This window comes from Streptomyces cylindrosporus, assembly GCF_022698165.1.
Taxonomy (GTDB): domain Bacteria; phylum Actinomycetota; class Actinomycetes; order Streptomycetales; family Streptomycetaceae; genus Streptomyces; species Streptomyces cylindrosporus.
The window spans coordinates 73,242-90,295 of record NZ_JALDAY010000010.1 but is presented as its reverse complement, the minus strand read 5'-3'; the positions used below and the strand labels follow the sequence as shown (position 1 = coordinate 90,295).

The following is a 17,054-nucleotide window of genomic DNA, read 5'->3' as shown; positions in this document are numbered from 1 at the left end:
TCTGATCACCCGTCCCAAGGAGTTCCCCGATGCCCGCACGCCGCCGCAAGGTCGCAACGCTCGCCGTTCTCGGCGCGGCTCCGCTCGCCCTGACCGCGCTGGCCGCCGCCCCGGCGTCCGCGCACGGCACGATGGGGGACCCGGTCAGCCGGGTCGCGCAGTGCTACGCGGAGAACCCGGAGAGCCCGAAGTCGGACGCGTGCAAGGCGGCGGTCGCGGCTGGGGGCACCCAGGCGCTCTACGACTGGAACGGCATCCGCATCGGTGACGCGAACGGGCAGCACCAGGCGCTGATCCCGGACGGCAAGCTGTGCAGCGCGAACAACGACGAGTTCAAGGGCCTCGACCTGGCCCGCGCCGACTGGCCCGCGACCGCCGTCAAGAGCGGCTCGTACACCTTCAAGTACCGTGTGACGGCCCCGCACAAGGGCACCTTCAAGGTGTACGTCACCAAGCCCGGCTACGACCCGACGAAGCCGCTGGCCTGGGCCGACCTGGACCTCGCCAACCCCGTCGCGACGGCCACCGACCCGGTCGCCTCGGGCGGCTTCTACACCTTCTCCGGCACGCTCCCCGCCCGCTCCGGCAGGCAGCTCCTGTACGCGATCTGGCAGCGCTCGGACAGCCCGGAGGCGTTCTACTCCTGCTCGGACGTCACCTTCGGCGGCGGCAGCGGCAGCACTTCCGGCAGTGGTACGACGAGCGGCGCGACCCCGGCCCCGACCGCCTCCGCGCCCTCCGACGAGCAGATCGCGGACGGTGCCGACAGGTCGACGGTCGAACACCACGGCCACGGCGACCAGGACGCCGGCACGTCCGCGGAGCCCGCGGCCACCACGGAGCCGGTCGCCGCCAACCAGCCGGAGGCGGCGGGCACTTCGGAGAACCTCGCCGAGACCGGCGGCAGCGGCACCACCCCGTACCTGGCCATCGGCGGCGCCGCCGCTCTGGCCCTCGGAGCGGCGGCCCTGTTCGCCTCGGTCCGCCGCCGCGCGACCACCGGCGGCCGCCACGGCCGCTGACGGCCACGACGGGGGGCGGGGCCTGTCCGGCGGCTCAGGTCGGACAGGCCCCGTTCGTGCGTCAGCTCAGCGCCGACGCACAGGTGGTGGCGGTGGCGTGCGCCGGGTCGAGGGCGTTGGCCACCTCGTGGAACGCGATCCGGTCGGTGAGACCGAGCAGGGCGTGTTCGGAGAGGTCGAGCGCGCACAGGTTCTGGATGAGGACGTTGTGCACGTCGGAACCGCTCAGGAACTGGCTCGTGTAAGGCGTCACGACCTCGTCGTACTTGCTGGCGATCACCGTGTAGTGGACGCCGGGGACGGTGTCGCCGCCCGCGTTCAGCTTGGCGAGGAAGGCGGAGCCGACGACCTGGTCGGCCAGCGCCGGGGTGGACGTGGACAGGAAGTCCGCGGCGCCCGGGAAGTACGGCAGCAGGTTGGTCAGGCCGTCCAGGTCGGTGCCGTGGTTGCTGGGCGCGATGCCGACCATGGCGTTCACCTTGGCCGCTCCGCCGAGGAACTTGAGGTAGTAGCGGGGCATCATGCCGCCCTGCGAGTGGCCGACGATGTCGACCTTGGCGGCACCGGTGGCGGCGAGCACCTTGTCGACGTAGGCGGAGAGTTGCTCTGCCGACTTGTCGATGGGGCCGAGGCCGTAGATGAGCGGGACGCCGGACAGCTGGCCGTAGTCCAGGGAGAAGACGCAGTAACCGCGGTCCTCCAGATAGGGCGCGAAGGACAGCCAGTTGTCGACGGAGTTGGCGAAGGTGCCGTGGACCAGGACGACGGGGCGGGGATGGGCGGCGGACGGCTTGCAGGAGTAGTCGTTCCAGCCACTCGACGAGCTCGCGGTGGCGTCGGCCGCCTGAGCTGCGGTGGCGGCGGGGACGGTGGCTGCGGCGGCTGTCAGCAGCAGCGCGGCCAGGGGTCTGAGCACTCGTTTCCAGGGCAGCATCGTGTGATCTCCTTGCGGCTCAAGGGAGTTGCGATGGCCTTACGCCCTGTGATCCGGATCACGAAGGATGCTGTTCACTCGTCAAGTTACGGGCGAGTAGTGCAACTGTGAAGTTACGCGTCAGTAAAAACTTCCAGTGGTAACTGACTCTGCAGTAGCCACTGATGAACCGTCACCAGGCGGGCCTGATGGGACCATAGGGCGCAATCCGCCCCAATCGATCTCGCAACGCCCGCACTTCACCCTCACCGATGACCCCGACCCACTCCTGGACCACTTCACCGGCCACCTCCTCGGCGGCCCGGGTGCACGCCCACCCGCGCTCGGTGAGCACGACCAGCCGGGCCCGCGCGTCCACGGGATGCGGCCGCCGCTCGGCGAACCCCTTGCGCACGAGATCGTCGACGAGCTGGCTCGCGGCCTGCTTGGTGACCCCGAGATGGACGGCGAGCTCGGTCACGGTCGCCCCGTCCGGGGCGAGCCGGGTGAAGGCGAACCCGTGCGCGGGCCGCACCCCTTCGAAACCGCGGGCGACGACACCCGCGTTGATGCGCTGGGTGAGCTCACCGGCTACGGCGAGCAGGGCGGCGGACAGGGCCATGGCCTCGGAATTGTGCACGGGGGCATTGAAACACCCTTGACGAACTGGTCAAGCAGCTTGACCATAGGAGCCGCAAAGGTAGTCAAGCAGCTTGACCATTCGACTCCGACCGACTCGACTCGACTCGAACGGAAGGCACTCATGCCCGTCATCCGCACCTCCGAGGCCGTCACCCACGAGATCCACGGCGCCCGCTTCGTCTCGTACGCCTCGCCCCTCACCGGCAGCAAGGAACTCTGCGCCTGGCGCGGCGAGATCCCGCCGAACACCAAGGCCCCCGTCCACACGGTGAGCCGCGAGGAGATCCTCCACCTCCTCGTCGGCGAACTCCTGATCACCCTCGACGACCGCACCGACCGCATCACCGCCGGCGACACCCTGATCGTCAACCCCGGCGCGACCCTGGGCGTGGAGAACCCGACCGATCAGACGGCGATCACCTGGGTCACGACGTCCATAGGCCTGGAGGCGCAACTGGAGGACGGCACCCGCATCACTCCCCCGTGGGCCAACTGACCCGCCCGGCAAGGAGTTCCGCACGGACCAACTCCAGCAGACGACCGGTCCAGTTGCGGCCGCCCCGGTCCCGGGTGTCCCTCCAGTACGGGGACTCCGAGTACCCGGTGTAGGCGATCGTCGCGTCTCCGGTGCCGAGCAGGATCTCCGCCAGTTCGGGGTGTTGGGTGAACTTGGCCCGCAGCAGCCCGGCCATGACGCCGAGACGTACGGCGGTCCAGTCGTCGCGCCGGGCGGCCCGACTGCCGAGTTCGTGGGCCTCGCGCGGGGTCGGGGCGTCACGGACGGTGACCCGGTCGGCCTCCTCGGCCACCGACAGGGCCCAGTAGCCGTGCAGCACCGAGGGGTAGATGTCGCCGGCCCAGCGGACGGGGGCCGGGAAGTCGTTGCGCAGGGCGGAGAGGCCGGGGTCGGCCGGCCGGCCGTTCGGGAAGTAGGTCTCGTGCAGGACGACGGCCGGCCGCCCGGGGGCCGTCGGGTCGTCGGCGTGCCGGACGGCCTGCGCGGCACGCTCCCCCTCGACGGCTTCGTCCTCGTGCTTGAAGTAGTCCAGCGCGTCCTGGTGCATCTCGGCCGTGACCACCGGCCCGTCGCCGTCGACCGGTTCGCCGATGTCCGTGAGCAGGATCCGCAGCGGGCGGTCCTGGCGGTCCATGTCGCCCAGGCAGAAGATGCGCAGGTGCGCCGGAATGGCCAGGTAGGCCTCCCGGAGCCGGCCCCGGTTGGCTTCGGTGGGCGTCTTCCGGAACCGGCCGACCGCCTCCCGGCAGCGCTGCACGGCGGTCGGCCGCCCGGCCAACTCCTCGATCCGGTCGGCGACTTCGGCGAGGAAGCTCTCCGGTGTCAGTGGCCCGCCGCTGCGCGAGGCCCACCTGCCCGCCGGCTCCTCTCGGGGAGGCGTCGCGGGATCCGTGACGGCGATCCGGCCCGCGGCGAGCATCCGCTCCAGCCCGGCGAGATCCGTCAACTCCCCGCATCCGACGGCGCCGTCGGCGAAGACGACCAGATCCTCGACGAAGTACTCGTCGCTCCCCCGGTGCCGCCGCCAGACATGACACCAGGTCCCGCCGATCCGCTCCCCGTCCACCGTCCGATACGTCGGCCCCCGCCATCCCATGCGGGCACCCTATGGCCTGTGGCACCTCACGCCGCCAGCGCCCCCGGCATCACGGCCCCCGCCCCGAACTTCGCCCGTACCCGGTCCGCGGCCTCCTCGATGCGGCGCAGTTTCTCGTCGGCCGGGTCGAAGGTGAGCTGGTAGGAGGCCTGTTCGGCGGGGCCGAGGGACTCGGCGCGCAGGAGCAGGGAGCGGACCCGGGCGCGCTGGAGGCCCAGGGCGTCGTACATCTCGTAGGCCGTCCTGGTCAGGGCGGCGGAGTGGGCGGTGGGTTCCTTGAGGGTGCGGGTGCGGGTCGTGGCCGTGCGGTCGGCATAGCGCACGGTGAGTGTGAGAGTGCGGCAGACCTTGTCCACGGCGCGGAGGCGGGTGCCCAGTTCCTCGGCGGCCGAGAGCAGCGCACGCCGGTGCCGGTCCGGGTCCAACTCGTCGAGGGGGAAGGGTCGTTCGGTGGCGAGGGACCGGGAGATGCCGTTCGGGACAACCCTTCCGCGGTCGATGCCGTTCGCCTTCTCGTGCAGCTCGCGCCCCGCCTTCGCGCCGACCAGCCGCTGCAACGTGGAGACGGGCGCGCCGGCGACCCTGCCCAGGGTGTCGAGACCGTAGTCGCACAGCGTACGAGCGGTGGCCGTGCCGACACCGGGCAGCACGCCCACCGCCCGGTCCGCGAGGAACTCCGCGATGCCGTCCGGGTCCTCCGGAACCTCGCAGGTCAGCCCCGGCCGGGCCGCCCGCAGCGCGATCCGGGCCAGCATCGGCCCCGGCCCGGCGCCGATCGCGCAGTCGACGCCGTGCAGGGCGAGGGCGCGCACCCGGATCACCGAGGCCAGCTCGACGGCGCTGCGCCCGAAGTACCGCTCGGCGCCCCGCAGATCGGCCAGCGCCCCGTCCGGCGGCAGCGCCTCCACGACCGGGGTGAACTCCTCCAGCAACCCGAGCAGCCCCGGCAGCGCGGCCTCGTCCGCCGACGGCAACTGGAAACGTACGCACAGAATGGTCATCCCGCACTCCCCGGACTCTGGTGCCACAACTTCCGCATCTGTGAAGCCTCTTGACCCGCAGGTCGCAGATCGGCCCACGGGTTCATTTCGTATCCGGTGGGCATTTGGATTCGCCGTCCGCCGGCCGGATCCGAGCCGGTCCCCTCCGCCACCGGCTCCGCCAGCCGCTTCGCCACCTCGTCCAGACCGCCCTCGGCGCGCAGCTCGGCCAGCTCGGCGAGGTTCCAGGCGGCGGAACCCACCACGCTCAGGCTCCGCGGCCCGCGCCGCTGCACCACCCCGCGCACCAGCAGCAGCCAGGAGTGGAAGACGGTGTGGGCGCAGGCGTCGTGGGAGTCGTCGAAGAAGGCGAGGTCGACCAGCCCCGTACCGTCGTCGAGGGTGGAGAAGATGACCCGCTTGCCGGACCGGATCGGCGGGGTCTGGGTGGCCGCCTTGGCACCCGCGACCAGCACCACCTCACCGTGCCGCGCCTCCCGCAGCCGACGTGCGGACACCACGCCCAGCTCGTCCAGGAAGGCCCGGTGATCGTCCATCAGATTGCGTGAGGCGTCCATCGACAGCACACCCAGCTCGGCACTGAGCTTCTCGGCCTCGGACAGGTCGGGCAGACCGGCGGGCGCGGTCTTCCGCCCGCCCGCCAGCGGCAGTTGCCCGCCACCCGCACCCCGCGCCCCCCGGTGCAGCTCGGTCAAGTGCAGTTGCAGATCACGCCGGTTGGCGCCGAAGGCGTCCAACGCCCCCACCTGCGCGAGCCGTTGGGCGAGCGGTCTGCTCGGTCGCGCCCGCTCCCAGAAGTCCAGCAGCGAGGCATAGGGCTGCCCCTCCGCGATCCGCGCCGCCTCGGCCTCGCTGATGCCGTACACGTCGGAGAGCGCCAACCGCAGCCCCCACACCCCAGATTCAGACACCAGTTCGATACGATGTGCGACCGCCGACCGATTGACATCCAACGGCAGCACCGGCACCCCCCGCCGCCGCGCGTCCGCCAGCAGCAGCCGCTTCGGATACATCCCGGGATCGTGCGTGAGCAGCCCCGCGTAGAAAGCAGCGGGATGATGAGCCTTCAGCCAGGCCGACTGATAGGTGGGCACGGCGAACGCAACGGCATGCGCCTTGCAGAAGCCGTAGCTGCCGAAGGCCTCCACGATCTCCCAAGTCCGCCGAATCGTTTCTTCCCCGTACCCGTTGGCCGCCGCGTGCTGCCCGAACCACACCTTGATCCGCCCCTGCGACTCGGGGTCGGACAGCCCCCGTCGCACCCGGTCCGCCTCCCCCCGACCGCACCCGGTCATGATGGCGACGATGTCGATGATCTGCTCGTGGAAGACGACGACCCCGTACGTCCCCTTCAGCGGCTCCTCCAGATCCGGATGCGGATACCGCACCGGCGCCCGCCCGTGCCGGGCCTCGATGAACGGCCGCACCATGTCGGCGGCGACCGGCCCCGGCCGGAACAACGAAATATCGACGACGAGATCATGAAAAGTAGCCGGTTGCAGCCGCCCCACCAGATCCCGCTGCCCCGGCGACTCGATCTGGAAGCAGCCCAGGGTCTCGGTCGACCGGATGAGCTGATAAGTGGCCGGATCCCCGCCCGCCAGCCCGTCCAGATCGATCCGCTCTCCCGTGGCCCGCTCGACCTCCGCCACCGCGTGCGCCATGGCCGACTGCATCCGCACGCCCAGCACATCGAGCTTGAGCAGTCCGAGGTCCTCCACGTCGTCCTTGTCGAACTGCGACATGGGGAACCCTTCCCCACTGGTCGGCATGACCGGCGTACGACTCAGCAGGGACGCGTCGGAGAGCAGCACCCCGCACGGATGCATGGCGACTCCGCGCGGCAAGGCGTCAAGAGCCTCGACCAGCTCCCACAGCCGGCCGTACCTGTCCATCTCCCCTGCCAGCGCCTTGAGTTCGGGCAGCTCCTCCAGGGCCGCGCGGGCATCGCGCGCCCGGATGTGCGGAAAGGACTTGGCGATGCGATCGATCTCGGCCGGGTCCATGGACAAGGCCGCCCCCACATCCCGCACGGCATGCCGCACCCGGTACGTCTCGGGCATCGCGACGGTCGCGACCCGCTCCTCCCCGAACCGTCCGATGATCGCGCGGTAGACCTCCAGCCGGCGCGCGGACTCCACGTCGATGTCGATGTCGGGCAGCACGACCCGCTCCTTCGACAAGAACCGCTCCATGAGCAGCCCTTGCTCGACCGGGTCGGCGTTCGCGATGCCCAGCAGATGATTCACCAGCGACCCCGCGCCGGAACCACGAGCAGCGACCCGAATTCCCATCTCCCTTACGTCATCCACCACCTGAGCGACCGTCAAAAAGTAAGAGGCGAAGCCGTGGTGACCGATGATGTCCAGTTCCCGGTGCATCCGCTCCCAGTAGTCACGCCGGCCGGCATAGCCGTACCGCACCATGCCCGCCGCCGCCCGCGAGGCCAGCGCCCGCTGGGCGGTACGCCGCCCGGCGCCCACGAGATGCGGCTCGGGGAAGTGGACGGCACCCATGCCGAGGTCGTCCTCGGGGTCGACGAGACACTCGGCGGCCACGGCCCGCGTCTGCTCCAGCAGCCGCTGAGCGACGTCACGCCGATAGCCCGCGGCCTCGACGATCCGCTCGGCGACCTGGAACATGTCCCCCGCGCCCTTGAGCCAGGCCTCCCCGGAGTCCAGCTCCTTCCCCGGATCGATCGGGACGAGCCGGCGGGCCGCGTCCAGCACATCGGCGACCGGCCCCAGCCCCGGATCGGCGTAACGGACGGCATTGCTGAGCACCGGCCGGACCCGCTGCTCGGCGGCGAAGCCGACGGTACGGGCGGCCAGCCGCAGGGAGCCGCTCCCGGTACCCTTCAGCCCGTGCCAGACGGCCTCCAGCCGCAGGGCGTCGCCGTAGACCTCACGCCAGGGAACGAGCAGCTTGGCGGCACGATCGGGCCGCCCCGCCGCCAGCGCCCGCCCGACATCGGAGGCGGGCCCGAGCAGAACACTCACCCCATCGGCATGATTACTGCCCCAGGGCACCACCGGCGCCCCCTCACCCGCGTGAGCGGCAGTGACGAGCCGACACAGATCGGCCCACCCCCGAGCACCGTCCCGGGCCAGAAAGGTGACCCTGGGCATCGACTCATCGACGAAGACACCGCCACGCACCGGAGTACGGCGCCGCTCCCGCCGTACCGGATCGTCCTCCCGCACCCGCGCGGGCGACTCCACCGCCAGCTCCGCACCGAACAACGGACGGACACCCGCCCTCCCACAGGCCTTGGCGAAGCGAACCGCCCCCGCGAGGGTGTCGCGATCGGTGAGAGCCAGAGCGTCCATATCCCGCTCGGCGGCACGCTCGGCCAGCCGCTCCGGATGCGAGGCCCCGTACCGCAAGGAGAACCCGGAAACGGTGTGCAGATGCGTGAAACCCGACATCCGCACCTCCTACCCTCGAACATCAGTTCCCGATCGCCCCACCCCCACCATAGACCAAAATTCGAACTCCCGTGCGACAACCGTTCGGCCGCCTCCCACCTGCGAAAACACTCCCCGCCTCACACCGTGGGTACATGACAGAGACCTCGTTCCTCGGTGAGGTGAAGGACGCCGTCACCCCGCGGGCCACCCTGCTCGTCCTCGGCGTGATCGCCCTTCAGCTGCTGTTCATCGCCTCCTACGTGGGCGCCCTGCACAGTCCCACCCCGAAGGACGTGCCCTTCGGGGTGGTCGCCCCGCAGGCAGCGGCCCAGCAGGCGGTGACCCGGCTGAACCAGCTGCCCGGCTCCCCCCTGGACGCGCGAACGGTCTCCGACGAAGCGACGGCACGCGACAAGATCCTCAACCGGGACATCGACGGCGCCCTGATCATCAACCCGGCCCGCACCACCGACACCCTCCTGGTGGCCAGCGGCGGCGGCACGGTCCTGGCCACGACCCTGGAGAAGTACCTCACCGCCCTGGAGGCCTCCCAGCAGCGGACGGTCAGGACGGTCGACGTGGCCCCGGCCTCCGCGGCGGACTTCGACGGGCTGTCGTCCTTCTACGTGGTCGTCGGCTGGTGCGTGGGCGGCTACCTGTGCGCCTCGATCCTGGCGATCAGCACGGGCGCCCGCCCGGCCAACCCGCGCCGCGCGGTGATCCGGCTGGTGGTGATGGCGCTCGTCTCGATCGTGGGCGGGCTCGGCGGAGCGGTGATCGTCGGCCCGATCCTGGGCGCCCTGCCGGGCAGCGTCATGGCCCTCTGGGGGCTGGGCGCACTGATCACCTTCGCGGTGGGCGCGGCGACGCTCGCCCTGCAGGGGATCTTCGGGATCGTCGGCATCGGGCTGGCAATCCTGCTGGTGGTGATCGCGGGCAACCCCAGCGCGGGCGGCGCCTTCCCCCTCCCCATGCTGCCGCCGTTCTGGAAAGCGATCGGCCCCGCACTGCCACCGGGCGCCGGCACCTGGGTGGCCCGCTCGATCGCCTACTTCAAGGGCAACGACACAACAGGCCCCCTCCTGGTCCTGTCGGCCTGGGCAGCGGCAGGCATCACGATCACACTCCTGGCAGCAACACTGCGCGCGAAACGCCAGCCACAGACGCCGTAACCACCCGCAGGGGAAACCGAAGCCCCCCACACACGGAGGCGGGTCGAAGCCGCACCGCCCCCGGGCCCGCAGTCGCGCACGCACGGGAGCGGGTCGGGGCGGTACGGCGCAACCCGCCGCGTACGAGGCCACTCGGGTTCGCCCACCCCTCAAGAGACGGCAACCCCGTGGGCGGCGGGTTCGCCGTACCGCCCCGACCCCGACCCACAACGCACCCTCAGCCGATCTCGGCCCCCGTGGCCGACAGCGCCTCCGTCACCGGCTGGAAGAACGTCTCCCCGCCGGAGGTGCAGTCACCGCTACCCCCCGACGTCAGCCCGATCGCCGCGTCCCCGTCGAACAGCGACCCCCCGCTGTCCCCCGGCTCCGCGCACACGTCGGTCTGGATGAGCCCGCTCACCGTGCCCTCGGAGTAGTTCACGGTGGCGTTCAGCCCAGTGACCGTCCCGGAGTGCACCTGCGTGGTGGACCCACTACGCGTCACCTTCTCCCCCACCGTCGCCTCGGCCGCGTGCGTGATGGCCTGCGAGGACCCGTCGTACAGGTCGACCGCGCTCGGATGGTCCACCTCCGCCGTGTACTTGACCAGCCCGAAGTCATTGCCCGGGAACTGCGAGTCGGCGTTCGTCCCGATCTCGTTCCCGCTGGAGTCCGACCACGTCGAGATCGCGTCGGTGCAGTGCCCGGCGGTCAGGAAGTACGGCTCCCCGCCCTTGGTCACGTTGAACCCGAGCGAACACCGCCCGCCCGAGCCGGAGATGGCGTCGCCGCCGGCGATGAAGGGCTTGAACTCCCCCTTCGACCGCTTGAGTTCGGCCTTGCCGCCCAACCCTTCCACGACCTCGGAGACCTTGGCCAGCTCACTCTTCGAAACGGTCCTGTCGGCCGTCACGACGACCTTGTTGCTCACCGGGTCGGTGGCCCAGGACGTCCCCGGAACGGTCGCGTCCTTCGCCAGCGTCGTACGGGCGCCGTCGAGTTCGGCCAGGGAGTTCGCGACGATTCTGGCCTTGCCGCCGGCCGCCTCGACGGTCTTCGCGGCACTCTCGTCGAGAACGTTCACGACGAGGCTCTTGGCCTTCGCGTCGTAATACGTCCCCGCCGCCGCGGTCCCGAGGTCCTCGCCGAGCGTGGAGGCGAGCTTTCCGGCCGCCGCGATGGACAGCGTCCGGGGCTCACCGGTCTTCACAGGCTCACTGGCGTTCGCAGACTGGAACGTGACTCCGGCCGCCACGAGCGCGGCGACACCCGCACCCGCCAGGGCCGCACGCCGCTTGGGTATGCGTCGATGCTTCAACTCATGTCCTCCTGTGGGGGGTCGGCCCGCGAGGTTGTGGGGACTTCGCCGGGCCGGAAGGCGTTGAACGGCGCCTACTATTCCGAGCCGCACAGGGAGCACACAAGGGCGTCTTCAGGACGCGCGTAGAACACACTCCGCACGCCCCCATGCCTTCACACTGCAAACATCACAGCCGAACAGCGTGCGCACTCCGCAAGGTCTAGCCCTGGCTTGAATCCGACGGCGGCTCGGCAGCCGGGAGCTGCTCATGCACCGGTTGCTGCTCCACTGACTGCTGCACCGGTCGCTGCTCCACTGACTGCTGCACCGGCTGCTGCTGCACCGGTTGCGGCCCCTGCTGCTGCGCCTTCTCAAGGAACCGCAACAACTCCACCGGAAACGGCAGGACAAGCGTGGAGTTCTTCTCGGCGGCCACCGCGGTCACCGTCTGCAGCAGCCGCAGCTGCAACGCGGCCGGCGTATCGGCCATCTGCTGCGCCGCCTCGGCCAGCTTCTTGGACGCCTGCAACTCCGCGTCGGCGTTGATGACCCGGGCCCGCCGCTCCCGGTCCGCCTCGGCCTGCCGGGCCATGGACCGCTTCATGGTCTCGGGCAGGGACACGTCCTTGATCTCGACCCGGTCAATGGTCACCCCCCACTCCACGGCCGGGCTGTCGATCATCAACTCCAGCCCCTGATTGAGCTTCTCCCGATTCGACAGCAGATCGTCCAGCTCACTCTTGCCGATGATGGACCGAAGCGAGGTCTGCGCCATCTGCGCCACGGCGAACCGGTAGTCCTCCACCCGCACCACAGCCTCGGCGGGCCCGGTCACCTTGAAGTAGACGACGGCGTCCACCCGCACCGTGACGTTGTCCCGGGTGATCCCCTCCTGCGCGGGCACCGGCATCGTCACGACCTGCATGTTGACCTTCTGCAGCCGGTCCACGAAGGGCACGATCATCGTGAACCCCGGTCCGCGCACCTCGTCACGGAGTCTGCCCAGCCGGAACACCACACCACGTTCGTACTGCTTGACGACCCGTGCCGCGGCCATCGCGTACACCACGCCGGCGGACGCGAGGGTCACTCCCGCCGCCACCAGCTCCTCGACCATGCCGGCCCCCAGGGGACTGTGCCTGCCTGTACCCCTACCTGTACTTCGACGGTAACTCCGTAACCCGCACAAGAGGGAGCCCCCGCGCGCCTGTTGCGCGCGGGGGCCGCCGGAAGGTTCGTCAGCCGACGCTCACGCCGTAGTAGCTCAGCGCCTCGGTGACCGGCTGGAAGAAGGTCGTGCCGCCGGAGGTGCAGTCGCCGCTGCCGCCGGAGGTCAGACCGTACGCGACTGTACCCGCGTAGAGCGGACCGCCGCTGTCGCCGCCCTCGGCGCAGACCGTGGTCTGGATCATGCCGTAGACGATGTCACCACTGCCGTAGTTGACGGTCGCGTTCAGCGCGGTGACCCGCCCGCTGTGCGTGCCGGTGGTCGAGCCGCGGCGGTACACGGTCGTACCGACGCTCGGGGTGGCCGCACTGGAGATGGTCTGGCTGCCGACCGCGCTCGGGTGGGCGATCGAGGAGTTGGTGTAGCGGACCAGCGCGAAGTCGTTGGTCGGGAAGCTGTAGCTGACGTTCGTGCCCAGCGTCGTGGTGTGCCCCGAGTTGGAGTACCAGGTCGAGGCGACCTCGCCGCAGTGCCCGGCGGTCAGGAAGTAGTACGTGCTCCCGCTGTGCACGTTGAAGCCGAGCGAGCAGCGGTACGCCCCGCCGTAGATGGCGTCGCCGCCGGTGATCAGCGGCTTGAACTGCCCGGCCGTGTGCTTGATGGTGAGGGCGCCGGCGTTGCTGCCCGCCGCACTCTTGATCTTGGCGATCTCGGCCTTGGAGACCGTGCTGTCGACGGTGACGACAACGCGGTTGGTCTTGCTGTCGACGGCCCAGGCGGTACCGGGGACGTCGGCCTTCAGCACGGAGGCGTTGGCGCTTTTCAGCTGCGCCGTGCTGAAGGGCGTGGCGGTGGACGCGTTCGCGCTGGGGACCGCGATCGCGGCGGCGGCCACGAGTCCGGTGGTCACGGCGATCAGCCGGGTCCGTCTCGAAATGCCGCTGCGGGGGGTGGTGCGCTTGATCCTCACGTTCGTTCCTCCCAAGGGGAAGTCGGGGGGCCCGCGTGGGGTCGGGGCCCCGTGAGGCGCAGTCAGGGCTTTGATCGTCCGGATTTCGGACAAGCCGTGCCCCTGACAAGCGCTTCCCGGGAGTATTCGGCCGAACGACCGGTAGACGCAAGGGCGCCTTTCGGCCGTCGACCACTGAACGAACCATGTTTTTTGGCCACTTGCGCCCTGGTTCAGACCAGGTTGCGCTCCCCCGCCTCGATCGCGATGTCGAGGGTGTTCCCGGGCGGCGGGAAGGGGCAGATGAAGTGGTCGGCGAAGGCGCACGGCGGCAGTTGGGCGCGGTTGAAGTCGACGGTCGTACGCCCCTGTCCGTCGGGGGCGGCCGGGTAGAGGAAACGGAAGCGGAAACTGCCGTCGCCGCTGGTCGAGTCGGCGAACACCGCCCACAGGACGTCGCCCTGGGCGGCGACCTGAAGGGTGAACTCCCGCCCGTCCAGCGCGAAGGCCAGCGAGCCGGCGAGTCCGAGCCCGCGCTCACGCCCGTCGTGGTTCCTCACCCGCACCGTCCGGTCCTCGCCGTACGGGGTGAACCGCCCCGGCACCGACCAGCGCGGATCGTACGGAGTGGCGTCGATGCCCCGGAAGGCCCGCCGCGTCCCGGCTCCGGGGTCGAAGTCCCGTACCCCCCAGAGCCCTTCGCGCACCAGCACCACCAGCCGCCGCTCGCCGTGCGCGACCCGGGCCGCGGCCAGCGCGCCGGTGTCGGCGGCCAGCCGCACCTCGCCGTCGAGCGGGCGTCCGTCGACCGTGAGACCGTCCACCGCGGCGGCGGCCAGCACCACACCGTCCCCGTCGGCCGTCCAGACCCCCGGGATGTCCGGAAGTCGACCGTCCGGATGGTCGTCGAGCCAGTGCGTGCCGGTCAGCGCGAGCGGCCCGTAGGGCCCGGCGACCGACTCCACGCGCTGCTCGTGCCACTTCTTCCACTCGTCGGACGCATCCGAACTCATACGATCAACCCTTCCATACCGGCTCGGACAACCCCAGATGGGAGCGCAACGTCGCCCCCCGGTATTCCGTACGGAACGCACCGCGCTCCTGGAGCAGCGGCACCACCCGGTCCACGAACCCGTCGAGTCCGGTCGGGGTGAGATGCGGTACGAGGACGAAGCCGTCGCAGGCCTCACGCCGCACGAGATCGTCGAGTTCACCGGCGACCGCCTCCGGGGTGCCGACGAAGGACCGGGGCCCGTCCGGGTCGTACAAGGAGTTCTGCTGCCGCCTGATCTCGGCGGCCTTCTCCCGAGCATCGGCCGCGGTGTCGCCGAGGACGACCGAGACCCCGGACATGATCTTGAGATCGTCGGGTGTACGGCCGTACTTCGCCAGGCGGCGCTTCACGTCGGCGTAGAAGGCGCGCCCCGACTCCAGCGAACTCTGCCGCGTGAAGACGACGTCGGCGGTGGCGGCGGCGAACTCCCGTCCCTCGTCCGAGTCGCCGGCCTGGATGACGACCGGGTGCCCCTGCGGCGGGCGCGGCACGGTGAACTCGCCCGCGATGTCGAAGTGCCGCCCCCGGTGTGCCACCGGCCGGGAGACGCCCTCCGGCGTCCAGGAGTCCCACAACTTCCTTGCCACGGCGACGAATTCGGCGGCCCGCACATACCGGTCGGCCCGGTTCAGGAAGACGCCGCGGCGGAAGTTCGCGCCGGTGGAGGCGTCGGAGGAGGTCACCACGTTCCAGGCCGCCCGCCCGCCGCTGAGGTGGTCCAGGGTGGCCAGCCTGCGGGCGAGTTCGTACGGCTCGTTGAAGGTCGCGTCGACGGTGGCCGCGAGCCCGAGGCGCTCGGTCACCCCGGCCAGGGCGCTGAGCACGGTCAGCGACTCGGCGAGGAAGAAGAAGTCGAACAGCCCGCGTTCGGCGGTGCGGGCGAGATGCTCGAACGACGAGAACTCGATCCGCGACCTCGACCGCGGATCGGCCCGTACGGTGGTGTTGTCGACGCCGGGAAAGTACGCCGCCAGATGCATCCGCCTGCGCGGCCGTACGGTCATGACGTTCCCCCTGTCACGGCGTACTGGTTGGCCGGCCTGGCGAGGCCGAGGTGCTCCCGGAGCGTGCTGCCCGGGTAGAAGGTGCGGAACAGACCGCGGTGCTGGAGCAGCGCGACCGTGCCGTTGACGAGCCGCTCCAGGTCGCGGCGGGGCTCGGCGGGTGTGAGGTGGAAGCCGTCGACGATGCCGTCCGTGTGCCAGGCGGTGACGAGTTCGGCGAGGTCCACCGGGCCGCCCCGGTACAGCGGGCCCTGCGCGGTCTGCCGGGGGCCGCCCCCGCCGTGGCCCGGTTCGGCCGCGTGCTCGCCGTCGCCGAGGTCGACGAGGAGGCTCGCGAGGACCCGGAGGGTGTCGGGGTCCCGCCCGAAGTCCTTGGCGTCCGCCCGGAGTTGGTCGCGTACGGCGCCCGCCTGCGCGGGGCTCGCGGCGCGCACGAGGGCCACGTCGGCGTACCGGGCGGCGGTACGCCGGGCGGGTCCCTCGGTGGCGTCGACCACCCGTACCGGATGGCCCTGCGGCGGGCGGGGGACGGTCGAGGGGCCCTTCACCGAGAAGCCGGTGCCCTCGAAGTCGACGTGGTGCAGCTTGTCCCGGTCGATGAAGCGGCCGGTGGACACGTCCCGTATCTCGGCGTCGTCCTCCCAGCTGTCCCACAACCTGGCGGCCACGTCGGCGACTTCGCCGGCCTCGTGCCACAGCGTCTCGGCGGGGGCCGCGTGCCTGCGGCCGAAGAGCCGGGCCTCGCCCTCGGTGGCCGACACCTCGATCCGCCAGCCGGCCCGGCCCCGGCTGACCCAGTCGAGGGTGGCGACGGCGGCCTGCACATGGAAGGGCTCGGTGTGCGTGGTGGTGACGGTGGGCACCAGGCCGACACGGGTGGTGGCGGGCGCGACCCTGGACAGCACGGCGAGCGCGTCGGGCCCGGGGCGGGCGAAGGTGTCGCCGAGGGTCACGAAGTCGAGTCCGCCGCGCTCGGCGAGCCGCGCCAGCTCCACGTAGGAGCCCGCGTCGTAGGCGGACGGTTGGTCGACGGCGGCGGAGAGATGCAGCATCACAGCACCTTCGAGAGAAAGGCCCGCGTGCGCTCGTGCCGCGGGTTGTCCAGTACGTCCGTCGGCGGGCCCTGCTCGACGATCCGCCCGTCGGCCATGAAGACAACGGTGTCGGCGACCTCGCGGGCGAACCCGATCTCGTGCGTGACGACGATCATCGTGGTGCCCTGGTGGGCCAAGTCCCTTATGACATCCAGGACTTCACCGACCAGTTCGGGGTCGAGCGCGGAGGTCGGCTCGTCGAAGAGCAGCAGCTTCGGCTCCAGGGCGAGCGCCCGCGCGATGGCGACCCGCTGCTGCTGGCCGCCGGAGAGCTGCCCCGGGTAGGCGTCGGTCCTGTCGCCGAGCCCCACCCGCTCCAGCAGCCGGCGCGCACTCGCCACGGCTTCCCTGCGGGGCCGCTTCAGCGCGGACACCGGCGCCTCGATCACGTTCTCCACCACGGTGAGGTGCGGGAACAGGTTGAAGTTCTGGAAGACGAAGCCGATCCGTGTCCGCTGTCTGAGCACCTCGCGCTCGGGCAGTTCGTGCAGTCTGTCGCCGGAGCGCCGGTAGCCGATCAGGGTGCCGTCCACGCTGATCGCGCCGTGGTCCACCTTCTCCAGGTGGTTGATGGTGCGCAGCAGCGTCGACTTGCCGGAGCCGGACGGGCCGAGGACGACGGTGACCTCGCCGGTGCGCACCTGGAGGTCGATGCCCTTGAGGACGTCGAGCGGTCCGAAGCTCTTGTGGACGGATCTGATGTCGACCATGACACTCATCGATGGGTTCCTCG

The 17,054-nt window shown here is 70.7% G+C and carries 15 protein-coding genes; 3 read left to right on the top strand and 12 right to left on the bottom strand.

Going from position 1 to position 17,054, the window contains the following annotated elements:
• Positions 1 to 29: 29 nt before the first annotated feature.
• Positions 30 to 1,022 carry a lytic polysaccharide monooxygenase auxiliary activity family 9 protein gene (locus MQP27_RS31290; RefSeq protein ID WP_242769886.1) on the top strand — a complete coding sequence of 331 codons (993 nt, stop codon included), beginning with the start codon at positions 30 to 32 and terminating at the stop codon, positions 1,020 to 1,022.
• Positions 1,023 to 1,083: 61 nt separating this feature from the next.
• Here MQP27_RS31290 and MQP27_RS31285 read toward each other — a convergent pair whose 3' ends face one another.
• The gene (locus MQP27_RS31285; protein WP_242769883.1) at positions 1,084 to 1,956 is read right to left on the bottom strand and encodes an esterase/lipase family protein; all 873 of its coding nucleotides are present in this window, start codon (positions 1,954 to 1,956) and stop codon (positions 1,084 to 1,086) included.
• A 172-nt stretch (positions 1,957 to 2,128) separates the two neighbouring features.
• Entirely contained in the window at positions 2,129 to 2,575 is a 447-nt protein-coding gene (locus MQP27_RS31280; RefSeq protein WP_242769867.1) for a MarR family winged helix-turn-helix transcriptional regulator, read from the bottom strand.
• Between the two features lie 123 nt (positions 2,576 to 2,698).
• Here MQP27_RS31280 and MQP27_RS31275 point away from each other — a divergent pair, with 123 nt between their 5' ends.
• Positions 2,699 to 3,073 (top strand): cupin domain-containing protein, encoded by a 375-nt coding sequence (locus MQP27_RS31275; protein WP_242769864.1) that lies wholly within the window; start codon positions 2,699 to 2,701, stop codon positions 3,071 to 3,073.
• Here the strand turns inward: MQP27_RS31275 and MQP27_RS31270 are convergent.
• From MQP27_RS31270 to MQP27_RS31260, 3 genes are read right to left on the bottom strand one after another with little or no spacing between them, the layout of a single operon-like run.
• Positions 3,051 to 4,190 (bottom strand): NADAR family protein, encoded by a 1,140-nt coding sequence (locus MQP27_RS31270; protein WP_242769861.1) that lies wholly within the window; start codon positions 4,188 to 4,190, stop codon positions 3,051 to 3,053. The two genes, MQP27_RS31275 and MQP27_RS31270, sit on opposite strands and share 23 nt — an antisense overlap.
• A gap of 26 nt (positions 4,191 to 4,216) precedes the next feature.
• A complete protein-coding gene (locus MQP27_RS31265; RefSeq protein WP_242769858.1) occupies positions 4,217 to 5,191 on the bottom strand; it encodes a DNA polymerase Y family protein in 975 nt (324 codons plus the stop codon).
• The gene (locus tag MQP27_RS31260) at positions 5,188 to 8,619 is read right to left on the bottom strand and encodes a DNA polymerase III subunit alpha (RefSeq protein WP_242769856.1); all 3,432 of its coding nucleotides are present in this window, start codon (positions 8,617 to 8,619) and stop codon (positions 5,188 to 5,190) included. Before MQP27_RS31260 ends, MQP27_RS31265 begins: the two co-directional genes overlap by 4 nt.
• A 134-nt stretch (positions 8,620 to 8,753) precedes the next feature.
• On the opposite strand from MQP27_RS31260, the gene MQP27_RS31255 reads away from it, so the two are divergent.
• On the top strand, positions 8,754 to 9,773 hold the full coding sequence (locus MQP27_RS31255) for an ABC-2 transporter permease (protein WP_242769853.1): 1,020 nt from the start codon (positions 8,754 to 8,756) through the stop codon (positions 9,771 to 9,773).
• 217 nt (positions 9,774 to 9,990) lie between these two features.
• On the opposite strand, the gene MQP27_RS31250 is transcribed toward MQP27_RS31255, so the two are convergent.
• The 7 genes from MQP27_RS31250 to MQP27_RS31220 all read right to left on the bottom strand — a co-directional run bounded on the left by MQP27_RS31250 (position 9,991) and on the right by MQP27_RS31220 (position 17,040).
• Positions 9,991 to 11,070: a S1 family peptidase gene (locus tag MQP27_RS31250; protein WP_242769850.1), complete on the bottom strand. Its 1,080-nt coding sequence runs from the start codon at positions 11,068 to 11,070 to the stop codon at positions 9,991 to 9,993.
• Positions 11,071 to 11,272: 202 nt separating this feature from the next.
• Positions 11,273 to 12,169: a slipin family protein gene (locus MQP27_RS31245; protein WP_242769847.1), complete on the bottom strand. Its 897-nt coding sequence runs from the start codon at positions 12,167 to 12,169 to the stop codon at positions 11,273 to 11,275.
• A gap of 121 nt (positions 12,170 to 12,290) precedes the next feature.
• The gene (locus MQP27_RS31240) at positions 12,291 to 13,190 is read right to left on the bottom strand and encodes a S1 family peptidase (protein WP_242769843.1); all 900 of its coding nucleotides are present in this window, start codon (positions 13,188 to 13,190) and stop codon (positions 12,291 to 12,293) included.
• A 212-nt stretch (positions 13,191 to 13,402) separates the two neighbouring features.
• Entirely contained in the window at positions 13,403 to 14,182 is a 780-nt protein-coding gene (locus tag MQP27_RS31235; RefSeq protein ID WP_242769840.1) for a DUF1684 domain-containing protein, read from the bottom strand.
• 4 nt (positions 14,183 to 14,186) lie between these two features.
• The gene (locus MQP27_RS31230) at positions 14,187 to 15,227 is read right to left on the bottom strand and encodes an LLM class flavin-dependent oxidoreductase (protein WP_242769837.1); all 1,041 of its coding nucleotides are present in this window, start codon (positions 15,225 to 15,227) and stop codon (positions 14,187 to 14,189) included.
• Complete coding sequence (locus tag MQP27_RS31225; protein ID WP_242769821.1) at positions 15,224 to 16,279, bottom strand: LLM class flavin-dependent oxidoreductase; 1,056 nt, start codon at positions 16,277 to 16,279, stop codon at positions 15,224 to 15,226. Before MQP27_RS31225 ends, MQP27_RS31230 begins: the two co-directional genes overlap by 4 nt.
• On the bottom strand, positions 16,279 to 17,040 hold the full coding sequence (locus tag MQP27_RS31220) for an amino acid ABC transporter ATP-binding protein (protein ID WP_278196781.1): 762 nt from the start codon (positions 17,038 to 17,040) through the stop codon (positions 16,279 to 16,281). Before MQP27_RS31220 ends, MQP27_RS31225 begins: the two co-directional genes overlap by 1 nt.
• Positions 17,041 to 17,054: the final 14 nt, after the last annotated feature.